The organism is Rhodococcus sp. RD6.2 (genome assembly GCF_001040705.1).
In the GTDB taxonomy this organism is placed as follows: domain Bacteria; phylum Actinomycetota; class Actinomycetes; order Mycobacteriales; family Mycobacteriaceae; genus Rhodococcus_G.
The window spans coordinates 24,484-43,457 of record NZ_CVQP01000008.1; the positions used below are offsets into that span (position 1 = coordinate 24,484).

13 protein-coding genes and 1 pseudogene are annotated in these 18,974 nt (G+C 68.6%); 7 read left to right on the forward strand and 7 right to left on the reverse strand.

Going from position 1 to position 18,974, the window contains the following annotated elements:
* Positions 1-1,548 carry a histidine ammonia-lyase gene (hutH, locus tag RHCRD62_RS16885; protein ID WP_050066234.1) on the forward strand — a complete coding sequence of 516 codons (1,548 nt, stop codon included), beginning with the start codon at positions 1-3 and terminating at the stop codon, positions 1,546-1,548.
* A 25-nt stretch (positions 1,549-1,573) separates the two neighbouring features.
* Positions 1,574-2,158 (forward strand): HutD family protein, encoded by a 585-nt coding sequence (locus RHCRD62_RS16890; protein ID WP_084734330.1) that lies wholly within the window; start codon positions 1,574-1,576, stop codon positions 2,156-2,158.
* 101 nt (positions 2,159-2,259) lie between these two features.
* Here the strand turns inward: RHCRD62_RS16890 and RHCRD62_RS16895 are convergent, their stop codons facing one another.
* The 4 genes from RHCRD62_RS16895 to hutU all read right to left on the reverse strand — a co-directional run bounded on the left by RHCRD62_RS16895 (position 2,260) and on the right by hutU (position 6,954).
* Entirely contained in the window at positions 2,260-2,952 is a 693-nt protein-coding gene (locus RHCRD62_RS16895; RefSeq protein ID WP_050065922.1) for a hypothetical protein, read from the reverse strand.
* A gap of 182 nt (positions 2,953-3,134) precedes the next feature.
* On the reverse strand, positions 3,135-4,088 hold the full coding sequence (gene hutG / locus RHCRD62_RS16900; RefSeq protein WP_050065923.1) for a formimidoylglutamase: 954 nt from the start codon (positions 4,086-4,088) through the stop codon (positions 3,135-3,137).
* Positions 4,085-5,281: an imidazolonepropionase gene (hutI, locus tag RHCRD62_RS16905; protein WP_050065924.1), complete on the reverse strand. Its 1,197-nt coding sequence runs from the start codon at positions 5,279-5,281 to the stop codon at positions 4,085-4,087. The genes hutG and hutI overlap by 4 nt, the downstream gene beginning before the upstream one ends.
* A 2-nt stretch (positions 5,282-5,283) precedes the next feature.
* Complete coding sequence (gene hutU / locus RHCRD62_RS16910) at positions 5,284-6,954, reverse strand: urocanate hydratase (RefSeq protein WP_050065925.1); 1,671 nt, start codon at positions 6,952-6,954, stop codon at positions 5,284-5,286.
* A 176-nt stretch (positions 6,955-7,130) separates the two neighbouring features.
* Here hutU and hutC point away from each other — a divergent pair, with 176 nt between their 5' ends.
* Positions 7,131-7,904, forward strand: a complete 774-nt coding sequence (hutC, locus tag RHCRD62_RS16915; RefSeq protein WP_050065926.1) for a histidine utilization transcriptional repressor HutC — start codon at positions 7,131-7,133, stop codon at positions 7,902-7,904.
* Positions 7,905-7,953: 49 nt separating this feature from the next.
* On the opposite strand, the pseudogene RHCRD62_RS16920 reads toward hutC, so the two are convergent.
* The 3 genes and pseudogenes from RHCRD62_RS16920 to RHCRD62_RS16930 form a co-directional block, all read right to left on the reverse strand.
* Positions 7,954-11,295: pseudogene (locus tag RHCRD62_RS16920) on the reverse strand (NAD-glutamate dehydrogenase); the annotation flags it as partial.
* A 101-nt stretch (positions 11,296-11,396) separates the two neighbouring features.
* Positions 11,397-12,197, reverse strand: a complete 801-nt coding sequence (locus RHCRD62_RS16925) for an IclR family transcriptional regulator (protein WP_050065928.1) — start codon at positions 12,195-12,197, stop codon at positions 11,397-11,399.
* Between the two features lie 236 nt (positions 12,198-12,433).
* The gene (locus RHCRD62_RS16930; RefSeq protein WP_050065929.1) at positions 12,434-13,447 is read right to left on the reverse strand and encodes an AraC family transcriptional regulator; all 1,014 of its coding nucleotides are present in this window, start codon (positions 13,445-13,447) and stop codon (positions 12,434-12,436) included.
* 300 nt (positions 13,448-13,747) lie between these two features.
* On the opposite strand from RHCRD62_RS16930, the gene RHCRD62_RS16935 reads away from it, so the two are divergent.
* From RHCRD62_RS16935 to RHCRD62_RS16950, 4 genes are all read left to right on the forward strand, one after another.
* Positions 13,748-15,109 (forward strand): MFS transporter, encoded by a 1,362-nt coding sequence (locus RHCRD62_RS16935; RefSeq protein WP_050065930.1) that lies wholly within the window; start codon positions 13,748-13,750, stop codon positions 15,107-15,109.
* 79 nt (positions 15,110-15,188) lie between these two features.
* A complete protein-coding gene (locus RHCRD62_RS16940) occupies positions 15,189-16,013 on the forward strand; it encodes an SDR family NAD(P)-dependent oxidoreductase (protein WP_050065931.1) in 825 nt (274 codons plus the stop codon).
* A 73-nt stretch (positions 16,014-16,086) separates the two neighbouring features.
* The gene (locus tag RHCRD62_RS16945) at positions 16,087-17,139 is read left to right on the forward strand and encodes a beta-keto acid cleavage family enzyme (protein ID WP_050065932.1); all 1,053 of its coding nucleotides are present in this window, start codon (positions 16,087-16,089) and stop codon (positions 17,137-17,139) included.
* 145 nt (positions 17,140-17,284) lie between these two features.
* Complete coding sequence (locus RHCRD62_RS16950; RefSeq protein ID WP_253277359.1) at positions 17,285-18,886, forward strand: long-chain fatty acid--CoA ligase; 1,602 nt, start codon at positions 17,285-17,287, stop codon at positions 18,884-18,886.
* Positions 18,887-18,974 lie beyond the last annotated feature (88 nt).

Consider the following 18,974-nt stretch of genomic DNA (forward strand, 5'->3'; position numbering starts at 1 on the left):
ATGGACAAGCTGGAACCCGTCGTGGTCGGGATCGGCGCCGTGAGCCCCGAGGAGGTGGTGCGCGTCGCCCGCTACGGCGCGCCGGTGCGCCTGTCCGACGAGGCGGTCTCGGCGATCGGGGCCAGCCGCGCCCGCATCCAGGCACTCGCCGAGGACCCGAAGCCGGTATACGGGGTGTCGACCGGCTTCGGTGCGCTGGCCACCCGGCACATCCCGCTGGAGCTGCGGGCGCAGCTGCAGCGGAGCCTGATCCGGTCGCATGCCGCCGGGTCCGGTCCCGAGGTCGAGCGCGAGGTCGTGCGGGCGCTGATGCTGCTGCGGCTGTCCACGCTGGCGACCGGCCGGACCGGTGTTCGTCCGGAGGTGGCCCAGGTCTACGCGTCGCTGCTGTCGGCGGGCATCACCCCGGTTGTGCACGAGTACGGCAGCCTCGGCTGCTCGGGCGACCTCGCGCCGCTCGCGCACGTGGCGATGGCCGTGATCGGTGAGGGCACCGTGCGGGACGCGGACGGCGAGCTCATGCCCGCCACCGAGGCGCTGGCCGCGGCCGGGATCGAGCCGGTCGAGCTCAAGGAGAAGGAGGGCCTGGCCCTCATCAACGGCACCGACGGCATGCTGGGCATGCTGGTGCTGGCCTGCCATGACCTGCGCAAGCTGCTGTCGCTGACCGATGTCACCGCGGCGATGAGCGTCGAGGGACTGATGGGCACCGACAAGGTGTTCGCGGCGGACCTGCAGGCGCTGCGCCCGCAGCCCGGTCAGGCGGTCGCGGCCGCCAACATGAGCCGGGTGCTCGCCGGCTCCGGAATCGTCGCCAGCCACGCCACCCCCGACTGCACCGTGGTGCAGGACGCCTACTCGCTGCGCTGCGCCCCGCAGGTCGCCGGCGGCGCCCGCGACACCCTCGCCCACGCCGAGCGCATCGCGTCGTACGAGCTGGCGAGCGCCGTCGACAACCCGGTCGTGACCCTCGACGGCCGAGTCGAGTCCAACGGCAACTTCCACGGGGCGCCGGTGGCGTACGTGCTGGACTTCCTCGCGATCGTTGTCGCGGACGTCGCGAGCATGAGCGAACGCCGCACCGACCGGTTCCTCGACAAGGCGCGCAACCATGGCCTGCCGCCGTTCCTCGCGGACGACCCGGGCGTGGACAGCGGACACATGATCGCCCAGTACACCCAGGCCGCGATCGTCTCCGAGCTCAAGCGCCTCGCCGCGCCCGCGAGCGTGGACTCGATCCCGTCCTCGGCCATGCAGGAGGACCACGTCTCGATGGGCTGGTCCGGCGCCCGCAAGCTGCGGCGGGCCGTCGACGGGCTGACCCGCGTGCTCGCCATCGAGGCGCTCACCGCCGCACGTGGCCTGGACCTGCGTGCCCCGCTCGAGCCGTCCCCCGCGACGGCCGCCGTGCGCGACAAAATCCGTGAGCAGGTTCAGGGGCCGGGCACGGACCGCTACCTTGCGCCGGAGATCGAGGCCGCGGTGCAGCTGGCCGCCTCCGGTGCGCTGCTCGAGAGCGCCGAGGCCGTCATCGGCAAGCTCGACTGATTCACGCCGCCCGCCTCACATCGACATGACAAATCGGACAACCGGTGAAACTGGCTACGGGACAACGGCGTTCCGTACCACGGCGTCCGACCGGACGGTGGTGCCTTGGCTTAACGGCCAGGGCACCACCCAGGTGGTTGCGGAGACCGGCGACTGGCGCGTGAGCATCGCCGAAGAACCACTCGAGTCGACGTTCTCGGTGATCGCGGGCTACGACCGAGTGATCATCCCGATCGGATCGGTCGCTCTCGAGCTCACCGGACCGCCCTTCTCCGCACCCGAGAACGGGCCCGACGCGGTCACCGTCGTGCGACACGTGATCGAGCCGCTGCAATCATTCGCGTTCCCGGGGGAGTGGGCGCCGGCATCTCGGGCGTCGTGTCGCACGCGGGCCCTCAATGTCATGACCAGGCGGGGCGTGGCCGACATGACGGTGGAGATCGGGTCGTCGGAGATTCCCGACCGTTCCGGTTCGGTCCGGATCTGTCTCGACCTCGCAACCGAAGACGCCCTGATCGTGCCGCCCGGTGAATTGATGCCGCCGGTAGGACCAGGCAGCTGGGCGATCATCTCGCTCTCGCCCTCAGACAGGCACACCGCGAACATGTAGGCGCCGCAGCGGGATCCCGCTCCATCCCGAATGGGTAGCAGCAACCGCAGCGACTGCTGTATGCAGCTTCTCGCATTCGCCCGGCAAGTTCGCGACACGCGTCACCGCACGATGCTGAGCCGTTCGAGTCGGGCCACCGCCGCCTCCGCCACCGCCAGGGCGACCTCGACGCTGTCCATCCGGTCGCCGGGTTCGATGGTCACCCAGTTTCGGCCGTGCGCGTAGGCGCTGAGCAGGTTCCATTGGGCGGGCACCTCCACCGCCGGGTCGGTGCCACCGAGAGCGTCCGGCGGCATCAGTAGGCCGGCCTGGGCGACGATGAAGCTGTCCGAGTCGATGGTGTGGAAGCGGCGCTCGCTCAGGTCGGGCCGAAGCGTCCGGGCGGCGGCCAACAGCGCCGCGCGTCGCGAGTCGGAGGCGGTGCAGTCGCGCGATCGGCCCCGGCTCGCCTCCAGGTACTGACGGCGGTAGACCTCGTCGCGGTAGCCGAACTGCATTGTGCGATAGCACTGTTCGTCGATCGGACCGGCCATGATCCACAGCGCAGTGGCCGCGCTTGTGATGGCGGAGCGGACCAGGGTCGAGTGTGCGAACTCGTGCGGGTCGCGGTCCCGGCCCGCTAGGTCCAGATGGTCGAGGACATTGCGGATGAGCTGGACGACGGTGCCGTGGAGCGACAGGCCCGACTCCCGCAGCATCCGGTCCGCGACCTCGGTGTCCGAGCCCGGCGCGGCCACGATCCGCTGCAGCCGGCGCGCCAACTCACCGGCTGCGGTCGACTCCCGCTTGCCCATACCCGGAATCTAGCCCGCTTGGCGCGGCAGAGTCCCGCTTCAGAGTCCCGGCAGGCGATGAACCTTCGCACGACCTCGACTACTGCCCCGGTACGGGGTCCCCCGCGCCGACCAGCTGAAAATCCCCGACTCGACGCGGCGGTTCGGTGCGCACGTCGAGCCGGGGACGGTGGGGGATCGGGCTAAGCCCGATGATCGATCGCGGTGGTGACGATCCGGTGGATCAGCCGCGCCGCCGTACGCGCGGTGCGGTTGTCCACGTCGAGGGCCGGGTTCAGCTCCGCGACATCGAGCAGCGCCAGCTTGCCGCTGGTCGCCACCAGGTCGCAGACCCGCTGGATCACCGCGAGCGGCACCCCGAACGCGGCCGGGGCGCTGACCCCGGGGGCGACCGCGGCCGGCAGCACGTCGAGGTCGATCGTCAGGTAGACGAGGTCGACGCCGCCGAGGAACTCCTCGATGAACGACTCCACGACAGCGGGGTTCGCACAGTCGTCGTCGAGGAGGTGGCGCACGCCCAGTTCGGCTGCCGTCGCGAACAGCGCCGCGGTGTTGCTGGGTTGCGAGATACCCAGCACCGCATAGTCGAGGGCCCGACCCTGGGCGGTTTCGCGGTCGGCCATCTGCCGGAACGGAGTCCCGGAGCTCGGCCGCGCGTCGCTGCGCAGGTCGAAGTGTGCGTCGAGGTTCAGTACGCCGAGGCGCGCACCCGAGGCGACGGCCGCCGAGTTCGCGATGCCGAGGTAGCTGCCGTACGCCACCTCGTGTCCGCCGCCGAGGACGGTGACGAGGCTCCCGGCGTCGAGCAGGCCGGTGACGGCCGAGCCGAGTCTGGCCTGGCCGCCTTCGAGATCCTCGTCGGCAACCTCGATGTCACCCGCGTCGAACAGCCGTATCGGGGCGGCGAGCGACATCGACGCGAGCGCGGCGCGCAGCGCGGCAGGGCCGTCGGCGGCGCCGGGACGACCCTTGTTGCGCCGCACGCCCTCGTCGCTGCGGAACCCGATGAGAACGCCTGCACCGGAATCGGTTCGGCCCTCGAGCGGTGCGACGGCGCCGTGCCAGCGCAGGTGTTCGTCGCCGGGGCCGTCGTCGCGCCCCGACCAGGCCGTGGGAGCGAGGTCCACCCTGCTCATCGTCGGTACCCGTCCTTCCAGACCTCACGCACCAGCGCCACCCCGGGCCGGTAGGCCAGGTGCAGGTGGGACGGTGCGTCCAGTGCGATCAGGTCGGCCCTCGCGCCGACCCGGATGTGTCCGATGTCGTTGCGCTGCAACGCCGCTGCGCCGCCCGCGGTGGCCGCCAACACGGCCTCGTCGGGGCTCATGTGCATCTCGCGCACCGCCAGCGCGATGCAGAACGGGATGCTGGTGGTGTAGCAGGTCCCCGGATTGCAGTCCGCGGCCAGCGCGACGGTGGCACCGGCATCGAGGAGGGCGCGGGCGTCGGGATACTTGTTGCGCGTGGAGAAGTCGGCACCGGGCAGCAGCGTGGCGACGGTGTCGCTCGCCGCCAGCGCCTCGACGTCGGCGTCGGTGGTGTAGGTGACATGGTCGACGGAGGCGGCGTTCAGCTCGACCGCCAACTGGACGCCGGCGCCGTAGCTGAGCTGGTTGCCGTGCACCCGCGGGGTGAGCCCGGCGGCGATGCCGGCCTCGAGGACGGCCCGCGACTGGTCGGCGTCGAACGCGCCCTCCTCACAGAACACGTCGATCCACTTCGCGTGCGGCGCGCACTTGGGGATCATCTCCTCGACCACCATCCGCACGTAGTCGTCGCTGCGACCGGCGAACTCCGGCGGCGTGACGTGGGCGGCGAGCAGGGTCCTCTCCGCGGTGTGCGCGGAGGCGACCTCGAGGCTGCGCAACTCGTCGGGGACCGACTGTCCGTAGCCGGATTTCGTCTCGATCGTGGTGGTGCCCGAGTGCAGCGACTCGGCGACGAGCCGTGCCACGTTCGCGCCCAGCTCGGCGTCCGAGGCGGCCCTCGTGGCGGCGATGGTGGTGCGGATGCCGCCGGCTGCGTACGGGGCGCCGGTCATCCGGGCCGCGAACTCCTCGGCCCGTTCGCCGCCGAACACGAGGTGGGCGTGACTGTCGACGAACCCGGGCAGGGCGGCCCGGCCACGCAGGTCGTACCGCGACCCGGCACTGCCCTCCGGGATCCGGGAACGGGGGCCCACCCACTGGACGAGTCCATCTCCCAGGACCAACGCGGCGTCGCGGATCAGGCCGAGCGGGCCTTCACCGGACTCGGGATCGTTGGTGACGAGGGTGCCGATGTTGTCGATGACCGTCCATCGGCCGTCCTGCCCGGGTGCGTCGTACACGGCTACGCCTCCTGCATCGGGATGCGAACGCCGCGCTCGGCCGCGACCTGCGTCGCGTGCTCGTACCCGGCGTCGGCGTGCCGGATGACGCCCATGCCCGGGTCGTTGGTGAGCACCCGCTCGAGCTTCTGTGCGGCCATCTCGCTGCCGTCCGCGATGCACACCTGGCCGGCGTGGATGGAGCGGCCCATGCCGACTCCGCCGCCGTGGTGGATGGACACCCAGGACGCGCCGGAGGCGGTGTTGACCAGGGCGTTGAGCAGCGGCCAGTCGGCGACGGCGTCGGAACCGTCGGCCATGGCCTCGGTCTCCCGGTACGGCGAGGCGACCGATCCGGAGTCGAGGTGGTCGCGGCCGATGGCGAGCGGTGCGGAGAGTTCGCCGGAGGCGACCATCTCGTTGAACTTCATGCCTGCCTTGTGGCGTTCGCCGTACCCGAGCCAGCAGATGCGGGCGGGCAGGCCCTCGAAGTGAACCTTCTCGCCCGCCATGGTGATCCAGCGCTTGAGATGTTCGTTCTCGGGGAAGAGCTCGAGGATCGCCTTGTCGGTGGCCTCGATGTCCTTGGGGTCGCCGGAGAGGGCGGCCCAGCGGAACGGGCCGAGGCCCTCCTCGAAGAGCGGACGGATGTAGGCGGGAACGAACCCGGGGAACGCGAACGCCCGGTCGTAGCCGCCCTTCCTGGCCTCGTCGCGGATCGAGTTGCCGTAGTCGAAGACCTCCGCGCCCGCGTCCATGAACCCGACCATCGCCTCGACGTGCGCGGCCATCGACTTCCGGGCCTCGTGGGTGAAGTGCTCGGGGTCCTTCTCGGCCATCGCGTGCCAGTCCTCGACTGCGATCCCGATCGGCAGGTAGGACAGCGGATCGTGCGCGGAGGTCTGGTCGGTGACGATGTCGATCGGGGCGCCCATCGCCAGCAGCTGCGGGAAGATCTCGGCGGCGTTGCCGACGACACCGATGGACAGCGGCTCGCGGGCATCGCGCTTCTCGACGGCCAGTGCCAGGGCGGCCTCGAGGCTCTCGGCCTTGGTGTCGAGGTAGCCGTGCGCGATCCGGCGGTCGATGCGGGTGACGTCGACGTCGACGCAGATCGCGACACCGTCGTTCATGGTGACCGCCAGCGGCTGGGCGCCGCCCATGCCGCCGACACCCGCGGTGAGGGTGATGGTTCCGGCGAGGGTACCGCCGAACCTCTTGCGCGCCACCGCGCCGAAGGTCTCGTAGGTGCCCTGCAGGATGCCCTGGCTGCCGATGTAGATCCAGGAACCGGCCGTCATCTGGCCGTACATCATCAGGCCCTCGGCCTCGAGCTTGCGGAAGTGCTCCCAGTTCGCCCAGTCGCCGACCAGGTTGGAGTTTGCGAGCAGGACCCGCGGCGCCCATTCGTTCGTGCGGAAGACGCCGACGGGCTTGCCGGACTGCACGAGCATCGTCTCGTCGGACTTCAGTGTCTGCAGCGTGCGGACGATGGCGTCGTACGCCTCCCAGCTGCGCGTGGCGCGGCCGGTCCCGCCGTAGACCACCAGGTCGTCGGGGCGCTCGGCAACCTCGGGGTCGAGGTTGTTCATCAGCATGCGCAGGGCGCCCTCCTGCTGCCAGCCGAGGCAGGTCAGCTCGGGGCCGCGCGGTGCCCGGACGGGCCGGGCTCCAGTGGGGGAGTGGTTGGTCATCTCGAGTCTCCTGACGAGGTTGTGTGACTCCCATGACACCCGCTCGGTGCGACGCGGAACAGTGCCTCCGTCCTGAATTCTCGGATACGAGACACGATGCCGTTGGCGAGCCCGATCCGGCGACGAGCGGCGGGCCGATAGACTGGGTGGAAACGAGATGCCCACGAACGGGCGGGATGTGGACGGTGACGAGCGTGGCGATCGACGAGTCCGACGTGGCGTCGCTGTATCGGGCCCGCGGGCACGAGTCCGCGCCCGCCTATCAGCGGGTCAAGAATCTCATCGCGGAGCAGATCGTGTCGGGCCGTTGGCCGGAGGGTGATCAACTGCCGTCGGAGAATCAGCTCGTCAACAGCCTCGGGTTGTCTCGGATGACGGTCAACCGGGCGTTGCGCGAACTGAGCGCGGACGGACTGGTCGTACGGCTCATGGGTGTCGGCACGTTCGTCGCCGAAAGAAAGGTCAGTTCGGCGCTTTTCGAGGTGCGCAACATCGCCGACGAGGTGACGCACAGGGGGCACCGGCATCGCAGCGAGGTGGACTTTCTCCGCGCCGAGCCCGCCGAGGCGATCATCGCGCACCAGTTGGGCGTGCCGGAGGGGAGCCCGGTGTTCCATTCGCGGGTAGTGCATTTCGAGGACGACCTGGCGATCCAGGTCGAGGACCGGCATGTCAGTCCGGAGATCGCGCCCGAGTACCTCGACCAGGACTTCACCGCTCAGACGCCCAACAACTACCTGATGTCGGTTGCGCCGCTCGGTCGGGGTGAGCACGTGGTCGAGTCGGTACTCGCGACCGCGGACGAGTGCCGGCTCCTGGGGATCGGCGAGGCCGAGCCGTGTCTGCTGATCCACCGGCGCACCTGGTCCGAGGGCCGGCTGGTGAGCACCGCGCGACTGGTGCATCCCGGCTCCCGCTACCGGCTCGAGGGCACGTTCGAGACGCAGTGACCCCGGGCCGGTAACGGCGCGCCGATCGCCCGGCCCGACCGCGATCGGCTCAGACGCTACCGACCAGACTCCGGATCTGGCGCACCGCAACGGACATGGCCGCGACGTCGACGGCGGAGTTCTCGAAGATCGCGTCGAGGGTCGATCGTGCCCGCAGGATGCGAGTGGAGTTCCGCTCCTCCCATCGACAGATCATGTCGGCTGCGGATTCTCCTGCGCTCGAAGGGTTTCCGAGCAGGTCAAGGCACAGTGCACGCAGGGAGCCGTAGAGCTCGTCCCGCATCGCGAGGCGGGCAAGGGAGTTCCATCGGTTGTCGTAGGCCAGCCTCGACACCGACTGCAGCAGATGCACGGCGCCGAGATGTTGGCTCAGTGCGTAGTACAGCTCCGCGACCTCCGGCACCTCGCGGCCGCTGGCGTCGGCCACCTCGATGATGTCGAGCAGGCCGAACTGGTCGAGCAGCAGGTGAACGCGGGCCGCGAGATCGTGCGGGACGCCGGCGTCGACCGACACGGCGACCCGTGCGTGCAGATCGGCAAGCTCCTGTCCGCGAAGCCACTCCGGGACCAGGTGTGCGTGCCGGGCGAGTCGAGGCGCGAATCGGTCGACTTCGGCGCCGATGTCGAGGGGCTGCGGTCGGTTGGCCAGCAGCCAGCGCGAGGCCCGGTCCAGCACCCGCTGGGTGTCGACCACCAGGGCGTCGGTGACGTCGGTCGGCAGCCCGCTCTCGGCGATGTCCGCCCACAGCCGGTTCAGGTCGAAGATCCGGGCCGCGACGACATGGGCGCGCACGGCGTCGGATCCGATCGCCGCCGAGTCCTCGGCCAGGCGGAACGCGAAAGTGAGTCCGCCGTGGTCGATCACGTCGTTCGTCAGCATCGTCGCGACGATCTCGCGGCGCAGCCGGTGCGAGTCGAGGTGGTCGCCGAATCGTTGCCGCAATGCGTCGGGGAAGTACGCGCGCAGGCGGTCGTGCAACGCCGGGTCGTCCGGGAGGTCGCCTGCCAGCAGCTCGTCCTTGACGGCGAGCTTGACGTGCGCCATGAGGGTGGCCAGTTCCGGAGAGGTCAGCCCAAGGCCGTCCTGCGCACGCCGGGAGAGCTCGCGCTTGTCGGGCAACGCCTCGAGCGCGCGCACCAGGCAGCGGTCGTTCTCCAGTTCGGCGATCATCCGGGCGTGCACGCCGAGCATCGCGGGGGCAGTGGACCGGCTCACTCCGAGGATCCGGTTCTGGGAGCGGTTGTCCGCCAGGACGAGTCGGCTGACCTCGTCGGTCATCGAGCGCATCAGCGCGTCCCGCTCACCGGCGGCGAGGTGGCCGGACGCGACCATGCCTGCGAGCAGGATCTTGATGTTGACCTCGCGGTCGGAGCAGTCGACGCCTGCCGAGTTGTCCAACGCGTCGGTGTTGATGCGGCCGCCCGCGCGGGCGAACTCAATCCGGCCCATCGGCGTCAGCCCCAGGTTCCCGCCCTCCGCCACGACGCGGGCCCGCAGGTCGCACGCGTCCACGCGGACCCCGTCATTGGCCTTGTCTCCCACCTCGGCGTGGGATTCGGTCGACGCCTTGACGTAGGTGCCGACGCCGCCGTTCCACACCAGGTCCACCGGGGCGCGCAGGATCGTGCCGATCAGGTCGGCGGGCGCGAGCGCGGTGACGTCGTCGGCGAGACCGAGCGCGCCCCGCACCTCGGGGCTGATCGGGACCGACTTCACCGATCGTGCCCACACCCCGCCGCCGGGACTGATCAGCCCGGGGGCGTAGTCCGCCCAGGACGAGCGGGGCAGGCCGAACAGTCGACCGCGTTCGGCGAAGGACGTCGTCGCGTCGGGCGCGGGGTCGAGGAAGATGTGACGGTGGTCGAAGGCGGCGACCAGCCGGATGTGCTCGCTGAGCAGCATGCCGTTGCCGAACACGTCGCCGCTCATGTCGCCGATGCCGACGACCGTGAAGTCCTCGCTCTGGGTATCGCGTCCCATCTCACGGAAGTGACGCTGGACGCTCTCCCATGCGCCGCGCGCGGTGATGCCCATCGCCTTGTGGTCGTAGCCGACCGAACCCCCGGAGGCGAACGCGTCGCCGAGCCAGAAGTCGTACTCGGCGGCGACCTCGTTGGCGATGTCGGAGAAGGTGGCGGTGCCCTTGTCCGCGGCGACGACGAGGTAGGTGTCGTCCGCGTCGTGGCGGACGACGTCGCGGGCGGGAACGACCGAGCCGGTGGCCGGGTCGATGTTGTCGGTGACGTCGAGCAGGCCGGCGATGAACTGCCGGTAGCACGCGATTCCCTCGGCCAGGTGCGCCTCGCGGTCGGTCGCGTCGGCGCCCGTCGGTGTGGGCGGCTGTTTCACGACGAACCCGCCCTTGGCACCAACCGGCACGATGACCGCGTTCTTCACCGCCTGCGCCTTCACCAGTCCGAGTACCTCGGTGCGGAAGTCCTCCTTGCGGTCCGACCAGCGGAGGCCGCCGCGGGCCACGCTGCCGAACCGCAGGTGGACGCCTTCGACGCGCGGCGAGCAGACGTAGATCTCGAATCGTGGTCGGGGGTGGGGGAGTTCGTCGATCCCCTGCGGATCGAACTTGAACGAGAGCAACGGCGAGGCGCCGCCGCGGGTGAAATAGTTGGTGCGCAGGGTGTTTCGGATGAGGGTCGTGAAGGCCCGCAGGATGCGATCCTCGTCGAGGCTGACCACGCTGCCGAGCGCGTCGTCCAGGCGGCTGATCAGCTCGTTCTGGCGGGCCTCGTCGTGTGCCGCCGGGTCGAAGCGGGCCCCGAACAGTTCGACCAGCATCCGCGCCGACTCGGGGTGCGCGGACAGGACCTCCGCGATCCGCACCTGGCTGTACGGAAACCCGGCCTGGCGCAGGTATTTTGCGTATGCCCGCAGCATCGACGCCTGCCGCCAGGTCAGCCCCGCGCGCAGGACGAGGTGGTTGAACGTGTCGACCTCGGCGTCGCCACGCCACGCGGCGGCGAAGGCCTCGGTGAAACGGGCTGCCATGCCGGTGTCGGACGGAGCGGGGGCGACGTCGAGGGCGAGGCCGAAGTCGTAGATCCAGCACTCGGTGCCTGCCGAGTCGGCCATCGGATAGGGGCGCTCGTCGAGCACCTCGACGCCGAGGGACTGGATCACGGGGAGGATGCGACTGAGGGAGACGGCTTCTCCGTCGATGTAGAGCGTGAGGCGTAGCTGGCCCCGTGCCGCGCCGGTCGGCGGGTGCAGGGCAACCTCGAACGAGTCGGTCCGCAGCGCCTCGATCCGGGTGACGTCGGCGGCGCCGCGTGCGGCGTCGAAGTCGTGCTTGTACGCCTCCGGCAGGGATGCGATGTAGGACTTCGCCAATACCGGATCCGCCATCCGGTCGCGGAAGTCGTCGTCCCAGGCCTGCGTCATCGTCGGCTTCTCCTCATACGGCGGCAGTTGTATATACAGGACTATACAACTCTGTGAACTGCCTCACAAGGATCGAAATTCCGGTGTTCGCCCACTCAGCGAGGGGTGGGGGCGTGGCCCGAGATGTGGGAGGTCAGGCGCTCGGCGCCGCCCTGCAGGATCTGTCCGACGGCATCCGGCTCGGGGTAGGCCAACTGTTTGCGCCAGGTGGTGCTCAGTGCCGCGACCGGCCGGCCGTTGTGGTCGAAGACCGCGGTGCCCACCGACCGCAGGCCCGTCGTCACCACGTCCACCTCCTCGGCCCAGCCGCGCGAGTGGGCCTCCGCGAGGGTGCGGCGCAGTTCGGTGAGCGTCCGCGGACCGAGCCCGGTGCGCGTGATGAAGTCGCCGCGCCGGGAGTACAACGCCTTGACCTGGGCGTCAGGCAGGGCGGCAAGGATGGCGCGGCCGTTGGCGGTCAGGTGCGCCGGCAGTCGGACGCCGATGTCGGTGATCAGCGAGACCTCGGCCGCAGGGCCGGAGGTGGGGCGTTCCTTGAGCAGGTAGACGGTTTCGTTGCCGTGCAGGATCCCCAGGTGCACGGCCTGCCCGAGCTGCATGGCCAGCCGGTGCAGGATCGGTTGTGCGAGGCGCTCGAGCGGCTCGTGGCGCAGGTACGCCGAGCCGATCTCGAACGACGTCACCCCGAGTCCGTACGCCTGCTCGCCCGGCACATACACCACGAAGCCGCGCTCCACCAGCACGGACAGAATGTGGTACACCGACGAACGCGGCAGATCCAGGTCGCGGGCGAGCGCAGCCGCCTGCACCGGACCCGGGCGCTGCGCGAGTCGCACCAGGATGTCGAGGGCGCGACCGACCGCCGGCGATGCGCTGGAACTCGCTGGCCTGACCACGCTGCCGATTCTGCCAGCCCGGGCGCGATGATCACCGAGCTCGGCCCGAGCCAGGCATGCGCGGTGTCACCTCCTTCGTCGACCATTCGAGTCCTTGCCGCTGTCCGACTCGACGGATCGGCTGCGACCAGAGCGTCGACGAGGTGGGCATTCGGCTGCAGCCAAAGGCGTTCCTGACCGGCAGTCGTCGAACCGGCACGGACGACAACGACACTGCGGTATCCGAATCCCGCTTCTCAGACCGGCGTGATGTCGTGCTGGTGTGCCGCCCACTTCGTTGGGCTCGTGCCGAACTGTCGACGGAACCAGCGTGAGAAGGAACTCAGATCCGAGAAGCCGAGTTCGCCTGCGATGTCGGTGAGGTTCCTGTCCCCGCGCGCGACGTAACGTCGCGCGAGATCTGCACGCACGGAATCGAATACGGACGTGTAGTTCTCGCCCGCCTGTGACAGGTGTCTGTGCAGGGTTCGCCGGTCCATCCCGAGACTGCGTGCGATCCGGGCCGCGGTGCAGTTTCCGCCAGGGAGGAGGGCCTCGATCATCTCTCGCACACGTCCGACGGTCGAGGCATCCTCTGGCGGTGCGAGCATGTCCAGGTACTGCCTTGCGTAGGGCTGGAACATCGGGTCCGACAACGGGTTGACGGAGTCCAGATCGCTCGAGTAGAGCACGAAACCGTTGAAGTCCTGTTCGAATGCGATGCCCGTCCCGAACGCGCGGTGATGGGCATCGAGTGTGGCCGGCGCATCGTGGACGAAGCACGTGGACAGTGGTCGCCAGCCCTCCGGGAGAAACGCACTGAGTATTCCGGCCAACGACGCGACGACCAGTTCGATGGATTGGCGACCGAGCGTCATACCGGGTGCGGGCTCGATTCGCAGTGAGGCAAGCCCGTTCAACTCGACGAGCAGAATCCGAATCGCCTCGTTGTGTACGCGCATGTGACGCAGTATCAGCGCGATTGCGCTGCGGACGTCCGGCTCCTCCCTGGCGGCCAAACCGACTGCTCCGAGTATCGACACCCCCCTTCCGTCCGCCATCGTGACTGCGAAGTTCGTGCAGGACGTTGCCAGAGCGGTCCGTTCCAGCAGTTCGTCGACGCGCTCCGCGGGGAGCCAGGTGTTAGGTATGGCCAAGGAGGTCGGGTCGATCCCGGCGGCACGCATGAACGGATCCGGGGCCGAGCCGAGGGACTGGGTCAGCTCGACGTACCCGGTCAGTGCCGAACTCTTTACCTTCGCCGCCGTCATCGACCGCTCCCGTCCCAAGATGCCAAATCATGCGTCCCAATGAGACAAGTGTTTCCGTCTCAATGCGTATAGCGTGACCTGTGTCACCGCAGTTGTCGAACCGGTCCACGCGGTCGCTTTCGCTGGGCAACCCTCAGCGCACACACGCCCGGCAGCGCTGACGCACAGACTCGATTCACACACATCGTGCCGACACGTACGCCGCGCAACCACAGCCCGATTCACGCCCGCAGCGAGCTTTCGAGCCGGCCATATCCGTGACGCGTCGCCTCAACGCGCCCGTCCAGAACAGGAGCACGCATGGAACTGGAGACCCAGGAGTCCCCGCCATCCCGAGAGGTTTCCGGCGCAGGTGCCCATTCGAAGATCTTTCCGTGGGCCGTCTTCGCTCTGATCTTCGGACTGATGATGTCGGACTACATGTCTCGCCAGGTTCTCAGTTCGGTCTTCCCCGTCCTGAAAGCCGAGTGGGACCTGTCGGACTCGCAGCTCGCGGCGTTGACGAGCGTCGTTGCTCTGATGGTCGGGGTCTTGGCGCTGCCGATGTCACTACTGGCCGACCGCTGGGGCCGCATCCGCAGTGTCGTCCTGATGGCGGTCATGTGGAGTGTCGCGACCGTCCTGTGCGCCGCCGCGAGCAACTACACCCAGTTGCTCGGGGCGCGATTCTTGATCGGGTTCGGTGAAGCCGCCTACGCGAGCGTGGGTTTGGCCGTCATGCTCGGTGTCTTCGCACCGCGACTACATGCCTCACTCAGCGGCGCATTCCTCGGTGCGGCCTTCTTCGGTTCGGTCATCGGTGTCGCACTCGGCGGCATCCTTGCCGATCGGCTCGGCTGGCGTGCGGCGTTCTTGATCATGGCCGCGTTCGGGATGACACTGGTCATCCTCTTCCGGGTCGTCGTCAACGAGAATCGACTGGCGCGCTATGCCCCTGATCAACCGACCGTCGGAGCGCCGAGCGCCGTCAGCGGACGCGCCCCCATCTCGAGCCTGTTCACCAATGCCTCGCTGACGTGTGCATACGTCGGGGCCGGGGTGCAGTTCTTCGTCTCGGGTGTTCTGCTCGCCTGGCTTCCCAGCTACTTCAACCGATATCACGACATGGATGCTGCAGGCGCCGGGTTGGCCGCATCCGTGTTCGTGCTCCTGATCGGTGCCGGAACGGTGCTCTGTGGCATCGCCGCCGATCGTCTCGGGCGTCGCCGGCCCGAGCGCAGATGGAGTGCCGCGATCGCGTATGCCGCCATCGCGATGGTCTGCCTCATGATCGGGTTCCAGCTGGAGAACGGCCCGATCCAGTTGGTCCTCCTCGGCATCGGTGCGTTCTTCTGCTCCGGATTCTCCGGTGCCACAACAGCAGTCGTGGCCAGCCTCTCCCATCCGTCGATCCACGCGTCGTCCTTCGGCGTCGGTACCCTTGCCAACAATGTCTTCGGCCTGGCCTTGGGTCCGGTCGTCGTCGGCATGCTGTCCGACCGGCTGGGACTGCTCGGTGCACTGCAGTGGGTCCCCCTCGCATCAGTCGTGTCGATCGTGCTCCTCGCACTCGGCATGAAGCTCTACCCCGCCGGTCTCCGCAAGCTGGCCTCCGTGCAGACGAGGCGCACGCACGCGGTGCTCGTAGCGCCGGACGTGCACGCTCCCACCGCTTCCGCGTAGATCCCGTGCCGCACACGAACCATCTCGGTATCGACTGTGCGGATGTGACTTCCACCGTTCCACCGAAGGAGATGAAGGAATGCAGCTACTCGACCGGGTTGCGGTCGTGACCGGAGCCGCGCAGGGTTTGGGCCGATCGATCGCCCTCGCCATGGCGCAGGAAGGCGCGGACCTCGTCCTGTGCGACCTACAGGAGGACAAGCTGGCGGAGGTCTCCGCCGAGATCGAGGCACTGGGCCGCAAGTGTCTGGCCCTGCGCTGCGACGTCTCCTCCAAGGAGCAGGTCGTCGAGACGTTCGCCCGGGCCGCGGAGCAGTTCGGCACCGTCCACATCCTGGTGAACAACGCTGCCCGGGTGCCGAACTCGCCTGCCGACGAGGTCCGCCGCAGCCGGCACTACGCCTACGTCACCACCCCCATGGAGCGCCAGTCCATGGGCATCACCAGCAGCCTGACCGACGAGGACTGGCTCAAGTGGTGGGACGTCAACGTCCACGGCGTCTTCTACTGCACCCGCGAGGCACTGAAGTACATGGAGCCCCAGGGCTACGGCCGCATCGTCAACATCGCGTCGATCGCCGGTACCTCCACCGCGAGCACGCACAGCCCCGGTTACTCGGCGGCCAAGGCTGCTGTCGTGAGCCTGACCAAGACCGTCGCACTCGACGTTGCGGGGGCGGGCATCTACGTCAACGCCATCGCCTGCGGTGGCGTTCTCACCCCTCCCTTCCAGGCCTACCTCGACAACGCCACGGAGGAGGAGAAGCGGAACCTCTACCAGATCATTCCCGTAGGTCGCTTGGGTAAGCCGGAGGAATACTCCTCTCTCGCTGTCTATCTCGCTGGCGACAACCACTACCTCGTGGGCCAGATCATCAGTCCCAACGGTGGCGCCGTCATCTGACCGCTGCCGACCCGCGGTTCCGTCGAGCATTCGCTCGACAACACCTTCCGACCTTCTCGCCAGGAGCGACCCCATGCATTTTCACGACGATTCCCTCTTCCCGGAGAACCAGGACAAGCTGGTCATCACGGCTGCGCCGTACGGTCCCGAGTGGGAGCCGGACGACTTCCGCGAGGACCTGCCGCTGACCATGGACGAGCACGTCCAGCAGGCGGTGGACTGCTACGAGGCCGGTGCGTCGGTGCTGCACATCCACGTGCGTGAGCTCGACGGCAAGGGCAGCAAGCGCCTCTCGAAGTTCAACGAGCTCCTCGGTCTGCTCCGTGAGGCCGTCCCGGAGATGATCCTGCAGGTCGGTGGATCCATCTCGTTCGCGCCGGAAGGTGAAGGTGCCGAGGCGAAGTGGCTCACCGATGACACCCGGCACATGCTTGCCGAGCTCGATCCGAAGCCGGACCAGGTGACCATCGCGATCAACACCAGCCAGATGAACATCGCAGAGCTGTTGACCGCGGACGACGTCGCGGGCACATCCCTGGCGCGTCCGGAACTGCAGGAGACGTACCGGGAGATGACGATCCCGGCCGGCCCGGGATGGGTCGAGGAGCACCTGCGACGCCTGCAGGCCGCCGGCATCCAGCCACTGTTCGCACTGACCGGCATCACCGGCCTCGAGAGCGTCGAGCGGCTCATCCGCCGTGGCGTCTACACCGGCCCGCTGAATGTGACCTGGACCGGCATCGGCGGCGGCATGGAGGGGCCGAACCCGTACAACATCATGAACTTCGTCCAGCGTGTCCCGGACGGCGCGGCCCTGACCCTCGAATCCCTCATGCGCAGCGTGCTGCCCGTCAACACGATGGCGATCGCGATGGGCCTGCACACCCGCTGCGGCAACGAGGACACCATCTGGGGCCGCAAGGGCGAGAGAATGACCTCGGTCCAGCAGATCCAGCAGCTGGTCCGCATCGCCGGCGAACTCGGCCGCGAGGTCGCCACCGGCAAGGACGCCCGCGACATCTACAAGATCGGCACCACATACGCCGATGCCGACGAGACACTCGCCAAGCTCGGCTACGCCCCGAACCGTCGTCCCGGTCAGGTCGGGTTCACCCACCACGCCTAGCAAACCTGGTTGTTTCCACTGCGGGGCATGGAACCGAGATTCGTGCCCCGCAGCCGGGTGATCCCATCGGACACCTGGCCATGCCGTGATCTGTGCCCGATCCTCGGCCGTCGAGTTCTGCCCACCCCCGATCCAGGAGTTACACGTGATCAATGGCTTGACCATGGATGACTACCCGCTGTCGCTGACCGCCGTGGTCGAGCGCGCCGAGCGTTTCCACAGTGGAAAGGACGTCGTCTCTCGCCGCCCCGACGGCAGCATTGCCCGGACCACGCTCGGGGCGTGCGCCAGTCGGGCGCGTCGGCTTGCCACCGCGCTGGCCGGGCTCGGCGTCGGGCACGGTGACCGGGTGGCGACGCTGTTGTGGAATCAGGCCGAGCACCTCGAGATGTACTTCGCGGTCCCGTCGATGGGCGCGGTCGTTCACACACTCAACCCGCGCCTGCACCCCGACGAACTGGCATTCATCGTGGGGGACGCGGACGACCGGGTCATCGTGGTCGACGAATCCCTGCTCGAGGTGTTCGACGGCTTCCGGCACACCCACCGGTTCGACCACGTCATCGTGGTCTCCCAGGGCGAACCGGCCCCGGACGGAATGCTCGACTACGAGATCCTGATCGGTGAGTCCGAGCCGATGGAGTGGCCGGTTCTCGACGAACGACGGGCCGGCGCTATGTGTTACACGTCCGGCACCACCGGTCGGCCGAAGGGCGTCGTGTACTCGCATCGAGCGCTCGTGCTCCATTCGTTGACCGTGGCGCTGCCCGACGCCCTCGGCGTATCGGTGCAGGACACGCTGCTGCCGGTGGTGCCGATGTTCCACGTCAACGCGTGGGGTCTGCCGATCGCCGCCGCGCTGCTCGGCGCGCGGCTCGTCCTACCGGGGCCGAAGCTGGACCCGGTCAGTGTGCTCGACCTGATCGAGGCCGAACGGGTCACCATGACCGCGGGGGTGCCGACGGTGTGGATGGCGATGCTCGACGCGCTCGACGCCCAGCCGCATCGATGGGACCTGGGCCGTCTCGAACGGTTGATCGTCGGTGGGGCGGCGGCTCCGCGCAGTCTGCTCGAGGGGTACGACCGTCACGGACTGACGGTTGTCCAGGCGTGGGGAATGACCGAGACCGCGCCGGTGGGCACCGTCAGTCGACTCCCGGTGGATCTGCGGGACCGTGCGGCCGATGAGCAGTACGAGTTCCGGGCCAGGCAGGGTGTCGCCGTGCCGTTCTTCGACATTCGCGCTCGGAACGAGGATGACGGATTCATCGAGTGGGACGACGTGGCGATGGGCGAGTTGGAGGTGCGGGGCCCGTGGGTCGCTGCTGCCTACCACAACGGCGCGGGCTCGGACAGTTTCACGGCCGACGGATGGTTCCGCACCGGGGACATCGTCCGCATCGACCACCGTGGCTGCATCCGGATCTGTGACCGCTCGAAGGACCTGGTCAAGTCCGGCGGCGAGTGGATCTCCTCGGTCGACCTCGAGAATCACCTCATGGCACACCCATCGGTGGCGGAGGCGGCGGTGATCGCCGTCCCCGATCCGCGGTGGGGTGAGCGCCCCTTGGCGGTGCTTGTCCTGCGGGACGGCCTGACCGCGGACCCGGAGCAGCTCCGCGAGCATTTGTCGGGTGAGTTCGCGCGGTGGCAGCTGCCCGAGCGGTTCGAGTTCGTTTCCACCATTCCGAGAACAGCCACCGGAAAGTTCAAGAAGAGGGATCTACGCGAACAGTTTTCCGCTTGAGTTCGTGACGGCACTGTGCCCGCGCAGAGCGGATGTCCCCCCGTCGAAGGCATGGCCTTCGACGGGGGAGTGGTTCGATCAGGAAGCG